The organism is Rhizobium sp. BK456 (assembly GCF_014194045.1).
GTDB lineage: Bacteria > Pseudomonadota > Alphaproteobacteria > Rhizobiales > Rhizobiaceae > Rhizobium > Rhizobium redzepovicii.
The window spans coordinates 363,249-377,345 of the sequence record NZ_JACIAO010000005.1; the positions used below are offsets into that span (position 1 = coordinate 363,249).

General features: G+C 62.1%; 12 protein-coding genes. 10 read left to right on the forward strand and 2 right to left on the reverse strand.

Features of this window, described 5'->3' with window-relative positions; all coding sequences use genetic code 11:
- Position 1: 1 nt before the first annotated feature.
- The 10 genes from FHX03_RS17135 to FHX03_RS17180 all read left to right on the forward strand — a co-directional run bounded on the left by FHX03_RS17135 (position 2) and on the right by FHX03_RS17180 (position 11,240).
- A complete protein-coding gene (locus tag FHX03_RS17135) occupies positions 2-1,000 on the forward strand; it encodes an ABC transporter permease (protein ID WP_088940698.1) in 999 nt (332 codons plus the stop codon).
- Complete coding sequence (locus FHX03_RS17140) at positions 1,000-2,172, forward strand: ABC transporter permease (RefSeq protein WP_183777885.1); 1,173 nt, start codon at positions 1,000-1,002, stop codon at positions 2,170-2,172. The genes FHX03_RS17135 and FHX03_RS17140 overlap by 1 nt, the downstream gene beginning before the upstream one ends.
- Positions 2,173-2,269: 97 nt before the next feature.
- Positions 2,270-3,475, forward strand: coding sequence for a glycosyltransferase family protein (locus FHX03_RS17145; protein ID WP_097625635.1), 1,206 nt, complete (start codon positions 2,270-2,272; stop codon positions 3,473-3,475).
- 9 nt (positions 3,476-3,484) lie between these two features.
- Positions 3,485-4,732, forward strand: a complete 1,248-nt coding sequence (locus FHX03_RS17150) for a glycosyltransferase (protein ID WP_183777884.1) — start codon at positions 3,485-3,487, stop codon at positions 4,730-4,732.
- On the forward strand, positions 4,729-5,877 hold the full coding sequence (locus tag FHX03_RS17155; protein WP_183854703.1) for a glycosyltransferase family protein: 1,149 nt from the start codon (positions 4,729-4,731) through the stop codon (positions 5,875-5,877). Before FHX03_RS17150 ends, FHX03_RS17155 begins: the two co-directional genes overlap by 4 nt.
- A 111-nt stretch (positions 5,878-5,988) precedes the next feature.
- Positions 5,989-6,684, forward strand: a complete 696-nt coding sequence (locus tag FHX03_RS17160; RefSeq protein ID WP_183854705.1) for a helix-turn-helix transcriptional regulator — start codon at positions 5,989-5,991, stop codon at positions 6,682-6,684.
- A 66-nt stretch (positions 6,685-6,750) separates the two neighbouring features.
- On the forward strand, positions 6,751-7,125 hold the full coding sequence (locus tag FHX03_RS17165; RefSeq protein ID WP_183777881.1) for a VOC family protein: 375 nt from the start codon (positions 6,751-6,753) through the stop codon (positions 7,123-7,125).
- Between the two features lie 3 nt (positions 7,126-7,128).
- Positions 7,129-7,581 (forward strand): EVE domain-containing protein, encoded by a 453-nt coding sequence (locus FHX03_RS17170; RefSeq protein ID WP_183854707.1) that lies wholly within the window; start codon positions 7,129-7,131, stop codon positions 7,579-7,581.
- Between the two features lie 378 nt (positions 7,582-7,959).
- Positions 7,960-10,674, forward strand: a complete 2,715-nt coding sequence (locus FHX03_RS17175) for an ABC transporter ATP-binding protein (protein ID WP_183777879.1) — start codon at positions 7,960-7,962, stop codon at positions 10,672-10,674.
- Positions 10,675-10,772: 98 nt separating this feature from the next.
- The gene (locus tag FHX03_RS17180; RefSeq protein WP_003563501.1) at positions 10,773-11,240 is read left to right on the forward strand and encodes a cyclic nucleotide-binding domain-containing protein; all 468 of its coding nucleotides are present in this window, start codon (positions 10,773-10,775) and stop codon (positions 11,238-11,240) included.
- A gap of 542 nt (positions 11,241-11,782) precedes the next feature.
- Here FHX03_RS17180 and FHX03_RS17185 read toward each other — a convergent pair.
- On the reverse strand, positions 11,783-12,310 hold the full coding sequence (locus tag FHX03_RS17185; protein WP_246645367.1) for an alpha/beta hydrolase: 528 nt from the start codon (positions 12,308-12,310) through the stop codon (positions 11,783-11,785).
- An 80-nt stretch (positions 12,311-12,390) separates the two neighbouring features.
- On the reverse strand, positions 12,391-13,722 hold the full coding sequence (locus FHX03_RS17190; RefSeq protein WP_183777877.1) for an MFS transporter: 1,332 nt from the start codon (positions 13,720-13,722) through the stop codon (positions 12,391-12,393).
- Between the last annotated feature and the right edge of the window lie 375 nt (positions 13,723-14,097).

Genomic DNA, 14,097 nt, shown 5'->3' on the forward strand with positions numbered 1-14,097 from the left:
CGTGCTCAGATACATTCTCTGGCGCATCGCCGCCATGGTGCCGACGCTCTTCGTCATTTCGGCGCTGGTTTTCACCATCATCGAGCTGCCGCCGGGCGACTTCTTCGAGAGCCAGATCGCCGAGCTGCGCGCCTCCGGCGAGACTGCCAACCTCCAGGAAATCGAGGAGATGCGCCAGCAATACGGCTTCGACAAGCCGGAGATCGTGCGCTATTTCTACTGGGTCGGCGGCATGCTGCACGGTGATTTCGGCTATTCCTTCGAATACCAGATGCCGGTTTCCGACGTGGTCGGCGAGCGCCTGTGGCTGACGATCCTCGTCTCCTTCACGACCATCCTGCTCACCTGGCTGATCGCCTTTCCGATCGGCATCTATTCGGCCACGCACCAGTATAGCTGGAGCGATTACGGGCTGACCTTCCTCGGCCTGCTCGGCATCGCCGTTCCGAATTTCATGCTGGCGCTGATCCTGATGTATTTCGCCAATATCTGGTTCGGCATCTCGATCGGCCATCTGATGGACCAGCAATATATCTCGGCGCCGATGAGCTGGGAGAAGGCGCGATCGATCCTCTCCCACCTGTGGATTCCCGTCATCATCGTCGGCACGGCGGGGACTGCCGGCATGATCCGGCGGCTGCGCGCCAACCTGCTCGACGAGATGCAGAAGCAATATGTGACGACGGCGCGCGCCAAGGGCCTGCATCCGATGCGGGCGCTGTTGAAATATCCGCTGCGCATGGCGCTCAACTTCTTCGTCGCCGATATCGGCTCGATCCTGCCGTCGATCATTTCAGGCGCCGAGATCGTCGCGATCGTGCTGTCGCTGGAGACGACGGGACCGATGCTGATCAAGGCGCTGCAAAGCCAGGACATGTATCTCGCCGGCTCCTTCCTGATGTTCCTCGCCTTCCTCAACGTCATCGGCGTTCTGATCTCCGACATCGCCCTCGGCTTCCTCGATCCCCGCATCCGTCTGCAAGGCAGGAGCACCAAATAATGTCGCCCCTTCCCGCGCCCGGCGCGCCGCTTCCCCATTACGTCTCGACCGCGCCCTTCGATCCGCTGGCGACCGAAACGATGACGGCGGCGCAATCGCGCATCCATCTCGCTTCGCAGAAACAGCTGATGTGGTGGAAGTTCAAGCAGCACAGGCTGGCCTTGATCTCCGGCATCTTTCTCGCCGCCGTCTACGCGATGATTCTGATCGTCGAGTTCCTGGCGCCCTACGGCCTGCATTCGCGCAATGTCGATTTCATCCATGCGCCACCGCAGCGCGTCCATTTCTTCGACAAGGGCAATTTCGTCGGCCCCTTCGTCTATGGCCGCAGCATGACGCTCGATCTCGACACGCTGCACCGCGTCTATACCGACCGGCCGAACGACGTGCAGCCGATCCGTTTTTTCTGCCGCGGCGATGCCTATAAATTCTGGGGTTTTGCGGCCTCGAACTATCATCTGGTCTGCCCGGCGATCGGCGGGCAGATGTTCCTGCTCGGCACCGACCGGCTCGGCCGCGACGTTCTCTCGCGCATTCTTTACGGCGCGCGGATATCGCTGACGATCGGCCTGATCGGCATTTCGATCAGCTTCCTGCTCGGCATCGTCATCGGCGGCCTTGCCGGTTATCGCGGCGGCATTTTCGATCTCGTTGTCCAGCGCCTGATCGAAGTGCTGCAATCGCTGCCGAGCCTGCCGCTATGGATGGCGCTGGCCGCCATCATGCCGGTGACCTGGAGCCCGATCGTCATCTATTTCGGCATTACCGTCATCCTCGGCATCATCGACTGGACCGGACTGGCGCGAGCCGTGCGCTCCAAGCTTCTGGCACTGCGCGAGGAGGATTACGTCCAGGCGGCACAGCTGATGGGCGCCAGTACGCCGCGCATCATCGGCCGGCATCTGGTGCCGGGCTTCATGTCGCATCTCATTGCCTCGGCGACGATTTCGATCCCCGGCATGATCCTCGGCGAGACCGCGCTCTCCTTCCTCGGCCTCGGCCTTCGCCCGCCGATCACCAGCTGGGGCATTCTGCTGACCGAGGCAAAAAGCGTCAGCGTCATCGCCTTTTATCCTTGGCTGCTCTATCCGATCATTCCTGTTGTTCTTGTCATTTTGGCGTTCAACTTTCTGGGAGACGGCTTGCGTGATGCGGCAGATCCCTACAAATAGCAGAAAACCCGGCGGCGCCTTATGGCACCGCCCCCGCCACGTGGCCTCCGGACGGTGGGGGTACTAACGCATGCTGTTCACCCCGGAGGGAACACCCATGGCCAGACGTCTCGAAGATGCGCGCATCCTCATGTACAGTCACGACACCTTCGGCCTCGGCCATCTCAGGCGCTGTCGCGCCATTGCCCATGCGCTGGTCGAGGATTATCGCGGCCTCAACATCCTGATCATTTCGGGCGCGACGATCGCCGGCGCCTTCGACTACCGCGCCCGCGTCGACTTCGTGAAGATCCCGAGCGTCATCAAGCTGCGCAACGGCGAATATACCTCGCTTGCCAGCCATATCGACCTGCACGAAACGCTGAAGATGCGCGAATCGAGCATCCGCCACACCGCCGAGACCTTCCAGCCCGACATCTTCATCGTCGACAAGGAGCCGATGGGATTGAAGGGCGAGGTCGAGGATACGCTCGCCTATCTCAAGGCCCGCGGCACCGTGCTGGTGCTCGGCCTGCGCGAAATCATGGACGCGCCGCATCTGCTCGACGCCGAGTGGAAGAGGAACGGCATCATGCAGAAGATCGACCAATATTACGACAGCGTCTGGGTCTATGGTCCGCCTGATTTCTACGATCCGCTTATGGGTCTCGACGTGCCGGCCAGCCTGCGCCGAAAGATGGATTTCGTCGGCTTTCTGCAGCGCAGCGTCTCCAAGGGCAAGAGCTCGATCAACGCCCGCAAGGATAATTACCTCCTGGTCACCACAGGCGGCGGCGGCGACGGCTCCGATCTCGTGCACGACGTGATGAACGCCTACGAGGCCGATCCGACGCTGACGCAGAAAGCGCTTGTCGTGCTCGGGCCCTATATGCCGGCCGCCGAGCGGGCCAAGCTGGTGCAGAAGGGCGAAGCCATCCCCTATATCGAGGTGATCGAGTTCGACAACCACATGGAAGAGCTGATCGACGGCGCCACCGGCGTCGTCGCCATGGGCGGCTACAACACCTATTGCGAGATCCTTTCCTTCGACAAACCGGCCCTCATCGTGCCGCGCGTCAAGCCGCGCGAGGAACAGCTGCTTCGTGCCCAGCGGGCAAGCGCGCTCGGCCTTGTCGATATGCTGCTGCCGGAACAATCGGCCGATCCCACCATCATGTCCGAGGCTCTGAAACGTCTGCCTTCCCGCCTGCCGCCGTCGAAGAGCGGCAGCAACATGCATCTTGAAGGGCTGGACCACATCTCGCAGACGGTCGGGCGATGGATCGACGGCCGCGCCAGCCACCTTTCCCTCGTCGCGGAATAGGGCACAGCCTTGCCGCCACGCCGCAAGATCCTCGTCGTGCTGAAAGGCTATCCCCGCCTTTCGGAAACCTTCATCGCCCAGGAGCTGCTCGGCTTGGAAAAGGCCGGCTTCGACCTGACGCTGATTTCGATGCGCCGGCCGACCGACAAGAAGCGCCATCCCGTGCATGACGAGATCAGGGCGCGGGTCGTCTACCTGCCGGAATATCTGCATGAGGAGCCGATCCGCGTGCTGAAAGGCCTGGTTGCCGGCTTCTCAAAACCCGGCTTCAAGGTCCTGATCAAACGTTTCCTCGCCGACCTCAAGCGCGACATCTCCCGCAACCGCTTCCGCCGTCTCGGCCAGGCGCTGGTGCTGGGACGCGAATGGCCGGATAGGGGCGAATGGCTGCATGCCCATTTCATCCACACGCCGGCTTCGGTGACGGAATATGCAAGCATCCTCACTGGCACACCCTGGACTTGTTCGGCCCATGCCAAGGATATCTGGACGTCGCCCGACTGGGAGCTGCAGGAAAAACTCGGCAGCGCCCGCTGGGCCGTCACCTGCACCAGGACAGGTTATGAGCACATGCGCGCCCTGACATCCCGCAAGGATGCCGTGCACCTGAGTTACCACGGTCTCGATCTTGCCCGTTTCGGCCATTTTGCCGGCGAGCGTTCGCAGAGAACCGGCAGCGACCCCGACGATCCCGCCTTCATCCTCAGCGTCGGCCGGGCCGTCGAGAAGAAGGGCTATGACGTGCTGCTGCGCGCGCTCGCCCTGCTACCCCATGACCTTCATTGGCGCATGGACCATATCGGCGGCGGCGAGGAGCTTGCCAAACTGAAGGCGCTCGCCAGCGAGCTCGGACTCTCCAACCGCATCGTCTGGAAGGGCGCCATGGCGCAGGAAGACGTGCTCGATCACTACCGCCGCGCCGACCTCTTCGCGCTCGCCTGCCGGATCGCCGCCAATGGCGACCGCGACGGCCTGCCGAATGTGCTTGTGGAGGCTTCGAGCCAGCGCCTCGTCTGCCTCTCGACGGCGGTATCCGGCGTGCCGGAACTTTTGGAGGACGGCGAAAACGGCCTGGTCGTGCCGCCGGAGGATCCGGGTAGGCTTGCCAAAGCGCTGGAGACGGCGATCCGCAATCCGGCGCTCCGCAAGCGCCTCGGCGACGCCGCTGAAAGGCGGGTGCGCGACGATTTCGACTATCACTCCAGCATTCGGCAGCTCACCGGCCTGTTCGAGGCCGAATGGCAGAAGGCGTCATGACGGCACCGCGCATCTTTTTCTACGTCCAGCACCTGCTGGGCATCGGCCACATCGCCCGCGCCAGCCGCATCGCCAATGCGCTCGTCAAGGACGGTTTCGACGTCACGGTAGTCACCGGCGGCCTGCCGGTGCCGGGTTTTCCCGGCGACGGCGTCAAGACCGTGGCCCTGCCGCCGGTCGTCGCCAGCAATGCCGGCTTTTCCGGCCTCGCCGACGCCAATGGCCGCCCCGCCGGTGAGGATTTCCTCAATGCCCGCCGCGATCTGCTGCTTGAGGCCTTCCATGCCGCCAGGCCCGATGTTGTCATCATCGAAGCCTTCCCCTTCGGTCGACGGCAGATGCGCTTCGAACTGCTGCCGCTGCTGGCGGCGATCGACCAGGCCGAACCGCGACCGAAGCTCCTGAGTTCGGTGCGCGACATCCTGCAAGAAAACCGCAAGGCCGGCCGCGATGCGGAGACCGCAGCATTGGTCAAGGAACATTTCGATGCGGTGCTCGTCCATGGCGACCCCGATTTCACCAGGCTTGAGGATACTTTTCCGCTGACGGCAGAGATCGCCGACAGGTTGCGTTATACCGGCCTCGTTGCAGCGCCGCCGGCGCCGGAACCGACTGAAACCTTCGACATTATCGCATCGGCAGGCGGCGGCGCGGTCGGGGCCGCGCTGATCGGCGCGGCAAAAGACGCGGCGGCCCTCCTGCCCGGCAATCTTCGCTGGCTGCTGATAGCAGGCCCGAATCTGCCGGAAGCCGATTTCGCGGCATTGTCTGAGGATGCGGCACCAAACGTGACGCTGGTCCGCTTCCGCAAGGATTTTCCCTCGCTGTTGCGCGGCGCCAAGGTCTCGATCTCGCAGGCAGGCTACAACACGGTCGGCGATCTCCTGCGTACCGAATGCCGGGCAATCCTCATCCCCTTCGTCACCGGCGGCGAAACCGAACAGACGGTGCGCGCCGAGCGGCTGCAGGCGCTGGGTCTCGCCGACATACTGCCGGAAACGGGACTGACGCCCGGCCATGTGAAGGAGGCGGTCGAAAAAGCGCTCGCCGCGCGGCGCCGCGGGGCGGTCTCGCTCGATCTCGACGGCGCTGAGAAGACCGCCGGTATCATCCGCTCCATGCTGGTCGGCAATTCGAAGTCTTGAGTATCTCAATGAGCGCAGGCGGCTAAAGAAGTGGGCGCACGGTTTCGGCAAATCCGGGCAAATCTCATCCTGCCAGTATCTGGCAGCAGCAAGCCTGTATAAGCTTACCGCATGTCCCGTTCCGAACGCCTTCTCGACCTTCTCCAGGTATTGCGCCGCCACCGCCGGCCGGTCAGTGGCGGGGTGCTGGCCGACGAGATCGGCGTCAGTATCCGCACCCTCTATCGGGATATCGCCAGCCTTCAGGCCCAAGGCGCAGCGATCGAGGGCGAACCGGGTGTCGGTTATATTTTGAAACCCGGATTTCTCCTGCCGCCGCTGATGTTTCCGCCGGAGGAGATCGAAGCGCTCGTCCTTGGCTCCCGATGGGTGGCGGATAGAGGGGACGATCATTTGCGCGATGCGGCGCGAAATGCGCTGGCGCGGATTGCCGCCGTGCTGCCGCCCGAATTGCGCGACGCACTGGATGCATCCGCCCTCCTGGTGGGGCCTGGGGTCAAACTCCCTGTCGACCAGGTCGATCCGGCGCTTCTGCGCAAGGCGATCCGCACCGAACGCAAGCTTTTGATCTCCTATAGCGACGGGGCCGGCGTGGCATCGGAGCGTGTGGTGTGGCCGTTCGCGCTGGCTTTTTTCGACCAGGTGCGCCTCCTCCTCGGCTGGTGCGAACTCCGCCAGGATTTCCGCTCGTTTCGCACGGATCGAGTTGGTCATGCGCAAGTGCTCGACGCACGGTATCCCAAGCGCAGGCAGGCGCTGCTGAAACAATGGCGGGAGATCCAGGGAATATCGCATCGTGACGCATGATACTGCCAGAATTTGGCAGTGTCTGGTCATAAGCTTCTACTGTCCAACGAACAACAGGAGCGCCTTATGACCGCCAGCAACAGCATTCTTCTCTACGTGACCGATGCCCCGACAAGCGCCCGCTTCTACACCAGCCTGCTCGGGAAGGAGCCCGTGGAGGCGAGCGCGACCTTCGCCATGTTCATCTTGCCCTCCGGCCTGGGGCTCGGTCTCTGGGGCAAAGCGGGCGTGGAGCCCGCGCCGGCAGCAGCGGGCGGCGGCTGCGACATAGGTTTTAAGGTCGCGACATCAGACATCGTCGATGCGACCCACGCCGATTGGCGGGCCAAGGGCGCTGATATTGTCATGGCGCCGACCGATCTCGATTTCGGCCGAAGCTTTGTCGCCGCCGATCCCGATGGGCATCGCCTGCGCGTCTACACCGTGACCGAGGAGGGTTGAGCCATGGCCAGAGCCTGGATCGCCGTCGCTTCCGCAGAGCATGTCCGCATCGGCCGTCAAGCCGGCTTCATGCAGGTCTGTCACGGCAAGGCATCACCCCTCAGGCGCATCACGCCTGGGGATCGCGTGATCTACTACTCGCCCACCGTCGTCTTTGGCGGCAAGGACCGCCTGCAGGCTTTCACCGCGAGCGGCGCGGCTCGTGACGGCGCGCCATACCAGGTGGAGATGGAAAGCGGTTTCAGGCCCTGGCGTCGCGATGTCGATTGGCAGCCGGCAGAGGAAACCCCGATCCGGCCCCTGCTTGACCGGCTGGCCTTCACACGGGTCGGCCCCAATTGGGGCTATCAGCTTCGCTTCGGTTTGTTCGGCATCAGTGATGAGGATGCCGACATGATCGCGGAAGCGATGAGCTGCTCCACTGCAAACGCCATGCTGCGAGCAGTCGCGGCTTGAGCGCGACCTCTCTTGAGATCTGCAATTGACGAGCCCCCGGATTTTTTCCGGGGGTTTCTTTTGCTCGCAGCGCCGATCTCCGGATGATCGCCGAGCCGCCTGCTGCCCCGCATTTCCGTTAATCGGAATCGATTCAAGGATAAAATTATTCAGCAATTCCAAGTGCTACGATGTCCTTTTCGCGTCTTTTCAGACGCACGGCGCTGCAATCCAAAATTCCTGTGATATAAGCAAAGTTCCGGCGAGAATCGGCCTTTCTGCAGCCGGTCTCTTCGCCTTGTTTTCATTGCGATATCGGCGGTCCGGCTGCATGGTCCTGTTCTCAGAATTGCTCCCCATCCCGGCCCCCGGAATTTCCCAGCACGCTGACGGTTAGCCATGGAAAAAAGCCTCGCCCGCTACATCTGGAAGAACACGCGGCTGCAGCAGCTGTGGATTCTGGCTGTCGTCGCCGCCTCGATGGTGCCCTATTTCCTGTCTTTCGACCTGCCGAAGCAGATCGTCAACGGACCGATCCAGGGCGACGGTTTCGAAGGTCCAGGCGCAAGGCAGACCTTCATGCACATCGCCTACGACATTCCGCTGATCGGCCATGTCGAATTCTTTCAAGGCTTGCAGCTCAACCGTTTCCAGATGCTGATGGCCCTCAGCCTGGTGTTCCTTGCGCTGGTGGTGCTGAACGGCCTCTTCAAGTTCTATATCAACACCTATAAGGGCCGGCTCGGCGAGCGCATGCTGCGCCGTATCCGCTTCGAACTGATCGACCGGGTCTTACGTTTTCCGCCTATCCACTTCAAGCGGGTGAAATCGGCCGAGATCGCCACGATGATCAAGGACGAGGTGGAGCCGATGGGCGGCTTCACCGGTGATGCCTTCGTCTCGCCTGCCCTTCTCGGCGGCCAGGCGATCACCGCCCTCGCCTTCATCATCGTCCAGAATTTCTGGCTCGGCATGATCGCCGCCGGCATCGTTGGCGTGCAGGCCGTCGTCATTCCCCGCATGCGCAAGCGCCTGCTGGACCTTGGCCGCCAGCGGCAGCTGACGGCGCGCGAGCTTTCCGGTCGTGTCGGCGAAATCGTCGACGGCATCGGCACGATCCACGGCAACGACACCTCCAACCTCGAGCGCGCCGACATTGCCTCGCGGCTCGGCCGGATCTTTTCGATCCGTTACGACCTTTACCAGTGGAAGTTCCTGGTGAAGTTCATCAACAACTTCCTTGCCCAGGTGACACCCTTCCTGTTCTACGCGATCGGCGGCTACTTGGCGCTGCAGGGCCGGCTCGACATCGGCCAGCTCGTCGCCGTCATATCAGCCTACAAGGACCTGCCCGGGCCATTGAAGGAGCTGATCGACTGGGACCAGATGCGCCAGGACGTGCAGGTGAAGTACCAGCAGGTCTACGAGCAGTTCAATGTCGAGCCGCTGATCGACAGCCGCATCCAGGAGCTGGCCACCGCCCCCGTCGGCGCGCTGACGAGTGCGCTCGTCGTCACCAATCTCTCACTCTCCGACGACAGCGGCGCCCGCCTCGTCGACCACGTCTCCGTCGAGATCAAGCCGAACGAGACGGTGGCGATCGTCGGCCCGAACGGCAGCGGCGCGGAAGCCTTCGCCGAAGCGCTCGGCCGCATGGTCTGGCCCGATTCCGGCCGCATCACTATCGACGGCCGCGACCTGCTGGATCTGCCGGAATCGATCACCGGCCGGCGGATCTCCTATGCCTCGGCCGATACCTTCTTCTTCCACGGCACGCTCGCCAGCAATCTGCTTTACGGCCTCAAACACGCGCCGATGACCGATCCCGTCTACGACGAGAAGGAAGCGCTCGAATATAAATGGCATTCCGTCGAGGCAGTGAAGGCCGGCAATCCGACGCTCGATCTCAACAGCGACTGGGTGGATTACCAGGCGGCCGGCGCCAGCGGGCCGGAGGATCTGCTGAAAGCCATCCGGCCGGTGCTCGACGCCGTGCTGATCTCGCAGGACATCCTCGACCTGGCGCTGCGCTCGACCGTCAATACCCACGTGCATGTTGCAGTCAGCGACCATGTCGTCGCCCTGCGCGCTTCGCTGAGAGACCGGCTGCGCGACGAAGGGCTCGACGGCATCGTCGTGCCATTCGACTTCGACGCCTATAACGCCCAGGCAACGGTCGGCGAAAACCTGCTCTTCGGCACCATGAAGCGGCCGCTGATGACCAATCGCCGGCTTGCCGCCCATCCCTATTTCCAGCAGCTGTTCCGCGAGACGGGCTTGAGCACCGATCTCTACGCCATGGGCCTGGAGATTGCAGAGAACGCCGTCGAACTCTTCCACGACCTGCCGCCGGACCATCCGTTCTTCCAGCAACTGACGTTCATGACGGCGGACGACATTCCGACCTACCAGGCGCTGCTGCAGAAGCTGCAAAGCCGCCGCTTCGAGGACGCCACACCCGAGGAACGCTCGGCCATCATCCGGCTGAGCTTTGCCTATATCGAACCCCGTCACCGCTTCGGTCTGTTGACCGACGAGCTGATGGACAAGATCGTCAGCGCCCGCAAGCAGTTCCACGAGCATATCCCGGCCGATCTCGGCGAGCTGATCGAGCGCTACGACGCCGAGCGTTTCACCCCGTCGGCAAGCCTGATGGACAATGTGCTATTCGGCCGCATCGCCTACCAGCAGGCCGACGCCTCCGATCGCATCCGCGCCATCATGGGCGAACTCTTCGACGCGCTCGATCTTTATGACGATGTCCTGTCGATCGGGCTGGAATTCGACGTCGGCTCCGGCGGCAAGCGGCTGACCATGGTGCAGCGGCAGAAGCTCAACCTGGCGCGTGCGCTGTTGAAACGCTCGGACTATTTCATTTTCAACCGGCCGCTGTCGGCGCTCGACCAGCGCGTTCAGGACCAGATCACCCGCAACATCGTCCAGGACCTGCACGAGGAAGGCAAGCGGCCGTCGATCATCTGGGTGCTCTCCAATGCGCGCCTTGCCGAGATGTTCGACCGGATCCTGCTCTTCGACCGCGGCGGCTTGGCCGAAGCCGGAAACTATCCCGAACTTTCCGAGAAAAACGGGATGTTCAAGGAACTGTTATCGTAATATTCTATAGGGGCGGCGATAGTAGGCGTTCCCGGGGGGACGCCAGGAATTGAAGGCGCCAGGTTCCAAGAACCCTGCGTCAGGGGATTGAAACGCTCATGCTGTTGAGAGACGAAGTGGAAATGCTGAGGCGCGTGCCAATCTTTTCAAGGATCGCGCCAGCCAAGCTCAAGCTTTTGGCCTTCACCTCCGACCGCATGACCTACAAGGCCGGACAGAACCTCTTCCATCAGGGCGATGTGGGCGACGCCGCCTATGTCATCCTCTCCGGTACCGCCGATATCATCGTCTCCTCGCCGGCCGGCGAGATCAAGGTCGCCGATGTCGAACTCAATTCCATCGTCGGCGAAATCGCCATCCTCTGCGATGTCTCGCGCACGGCAACGGTGCGCGCCACCTCGCCGCTCGAGGTGCTGCGCATCAGCAAGGAACACTTCCTGAAGCTGCTCAGCGACTTCCCCGAAATGGCCGTTGAAATCATGCGCGTGCTCGCCGACCGCCTGAACCACACCACCGCGGAACTGACGGCGGCCCGGGCTGCGAAGCAGCCGCAAATGGCGCAATAAGATTGCAGATCAAGATTTCGCTGGCCAAAAACGATGTGCTTGAAATGACCAGTTCGCGCGCCATCTTCTTCAACAACTTCGTGCGGAATCCAGACCGCCTCGGATCAGCTCCCCTACCCTCCCGTCATGCTCAGGCTTGCCCCAGGATCTGCAACCTGCGCAACAGGCACAGGCCATGTTGCCCGATTCGCGACGAGGATCCGCCCCGCGGCCGAGCGCGTTGGCAAAGGCGCGCACCTGCGCCGGATTGAAACCACGCTCTCATTCATATCCATCTCATCCCATCCTTGCCTAAGCGGGCTTTGCTTTCGCAAGCGGCCCCGGCGACTGTTCGGGTTCAATGGAACGGCGGACGGAGACCTGGGCTTTCCCACGGGCTTGGTGTCCCAAAGGGTGCAACGGTCTTCCATCCGCCACTGCAATAGGCAGTACTACGCCAATAGCGGGTAAAGGGAAGCTACAAAGGTGCCGGCAGGCCGATGAGGGGCTGGCGACCCGGCGGAGTAGCCTACTAAGGTCAGCCGAAGTGACGCAGATATGCGCTATGCGAAGAGGCCTTCGATGAAAGCGGCAATCTCTGCCCGTAACGGAGATCCAGCTGTCAGCGCGTCGGTACGGTAAAAATCGTGCTGCTTGCCGGCATAGGATTTCCAACGCTTGGGAACAATGTTGTTCCAGCTTTCAGGCGGCCGATATGGATCGAGTTCTCCCCAGGCTACCATTGTGGGTATATGCAATGGAGACGTTTCGAAGCGCAATCTGGTTGATGACACGCAGATCAGGGCCTGAAGCTCCAGCCCCTCTTTGACCGCATTCCACAAAGCAGTTCCACCGGCGCTAAAACCGATCCCCAAGCACGTGCGTCCGTCCATCTCGCGAAGTGCCCGAACCGCATGCCGCATGCCGTCTTCGTTGAAAAGATGGTGGTGAAGCTCGTCTCCGCGCAGACCGGCGCGACCGCTCAGGTCGGCCAGCTGTAGTAAGCGGTGCTCAGGGCACCCAACATCCAAGAGTTCGGCGAAAGTTTCGGGAAAGCCGTGGATATCGCTCACGACCAACAAGTGCTTCATCAATTTGGCGGCGCCGCTCTTCGATACCATAGAGAATGAGGCAGCACGCCGGACTTTCCGGCGTGCTGCTGCAGTTTACACTATTCGCGCTGTTCCAGTGCCCTGCTGAAGGCGAGTGCGGCCAGCGTGCAAATGGCGCCGGAGAGCAGGTAGTAGCCGACGAAGGTCAGGCCGAAGCGGCTGGAGAGGCTGAGCGCTACCAGCGGCGCGAAGCCGGCGCCGATCAGCCAGGCGAGGTCCGAGGTGAAGGCAGCGCCGGTGTAGCGATAGCCGCGGCCGAAGCGCGAGGAGATCGAGCCGGTCGCCTGGCCGAAGGACAGGCCGAGCACGCCGAAGCCGATGATGACGAAGGCGTCATGGCCGCTGTTGCCCGACGCGATCAGGATCGGCCCGACGAAGCTGAAGACGGCGATGATGACCGCGCAGATGGCAAGCTGGGCGCGCCGGCCGATGCGGTCGGCGATCAGGCCCGACGCGACGATGGCGACGATGCCGACCATGGCGCCGACCACCTGCACCACCATGAAGGCGCCGATCGGCTGGTTGCCGTAAAGGCTCATCCAGCCGAGCGGGAAAATGGTGACGAGGTGGAACATGGCGAAACTGGCGAGCGGCACGAAGGCGCCGATCAGGATGTCGCGGCCGTGAACGCGCAGAACGTCGAGGATCGGTGCGGCTTCGAGCTCGTGCTGTTCGAGCAGCGTGCCGAATTCCTTGGTCATGACCAGGCGCAGACGCGCAAACAGCGCCACGACGTTGATCGCGAAGGCGACGAAGAACGGATAACGCCAGCCCCAGGAGAGGAAATCCTCGCTGGAAAGATTGGCGACGAAATAACCGAACAGCGTGCTTGCCAGCGCAAAGCCGATCGGCGCGCCGAGCTGCGGGATCATCGCATACCAGCCGCGGTGATTGGCCGGCGCATTGAGCGCCAGCAGCGAGGCAAGACCGTCCCAGGCGCCGCCGAGCGCAAAACCCTGGCCGAGACGGAAGAGCGCCAGGAGCGCGATCGACCAGACGCCGATCTCCTCGTAACCCGGCAGGAAGGCGATCGAGGCCGTCGAGCCGCCGAGCAGGAAGAGCGCGATGGTCAGTTTGGTGCCGCGCCCGTACATCCGGTCAATCGTCATGAAGACGACGGAGCCGACGGGACGAGCGAGGAAGGCGAGCGAGAAGATGGCGAAGGAATAGAGCGTGCCCGTCAGCCGGTCGGGCGCAAATGGGAAGACGAGCTGTGGAAAGACCAGGACGGAGGCGAGGCCGTAGACGAAGAAATCGAAGAATTCCGACATGCGGCCGATGACCACGCCGATGGCGATGCTGCCTGGCGAAACCGGTTTGTCGTCGTGAATACGCCGCGCGTCGCGTTCCAGCGACGATGACGACGGTCCGTAATGCGATGTTGTTGCCATAAACGCCTCCTCGTTAAGGCGCTTCCGGCAAGGCGCCCCAAGCGTGATCTTGATCAAACCCGCAGGCTTATCAAGTCCGCAAGACTGAAATAGTTGATCATCGCGGCGCAAATGAAGCGTGGATGGGAAAAATTTGCGTGATCCGGACGGTGATTTCCCCTGCAAATGCTGGCCTGGCCGGTTCTTGCGGATATATTGAGTTGAAACATGCGCTGGCGAAAGAATCCTTCTGGATTTCCTCAGGATTTCAACGCTATAGGACAACGGCATTTACGCCGCAGTGCGGCATGCTTGCTGCACTGCGACCAAACACCTCATGTCGCGATCTGGTTCAGTGCTTTAGTCGCGGAACAAACGAAACAACAAGAGCTTAGA

Bases quoted from the DNA above. Each gene is read 5' to 3' on its own strand.
- FHX03_RS17140 (WP_183777885.1), top strand. From the start codon at position 1,000: ATGTCGCCCCTTCCCGCGCCCGGCGCGCCGCTTCCCCATTACGTCTCG.
- FHX03_RS17145 (WP_097625635.1), top strand. From the start codon at position 2,270: ATGGCCAGACGTCTCGAAGATGCGCGCATCCTCATGTACAGTCACGAC.
- FHX03_RS17155 (WP_183854703.1), top strand. From the start codon at position 4,729: ATGACGGCACCGCGCATCTTTTTCTACGTCCAGCACCTGCTGGGCATC.
- FHX03_RS17160 (WP_183854705.1), top strand. From the start codon at position 5,989: ATGTCCCGTTCCGAACGCCTTCTCGACCTTCTCCAGGTATTGCGCCGC.
- FHX03_RS17165 (WP_183777881.1), top strand. From the start codon at position 6,751: ATGACCGCCAGCAACAGCATTCTTCTCTACGTGACCGATGCCCCGACA.
- FHX03_RS17170 (WP_183854707.1), top strand. From the start codon at position 7,129: ATGGCCAGAGCCTGGATCGCCGTCGCTTCCGCAGAGCATGTCCGCATC.
- FHX03_RS17175 (WP_183777879.1), top strand. From the start codon at position 7,960: ATGGAAAAAAGCCTCGCCCGCTACATCTGGAAGAACACGCGGCTGCAG.
- FHX03_RS17180 (WP_003563501.1), top strand. From the start codon at position 10,773: ATGCTGTTGAGAGACGAAGTGGAAATGCTGAGGCGCGTGCCAATCTTT.
- FHX03_RS17185 (WP_246645367.1), bottom strand. From the start codon at position 12,310: ATGAAGCACTTGTTGGTCGTGAGCGATATCCACGGCTTTCCCGAAACT.
- FHX03_RS17190 (WP_183777877.1), bottom strand. From the start codon at position 13,722: ATGGCAACAACATCGCATTACGGACCGTCGTCATCGTCGCTGGAACGC.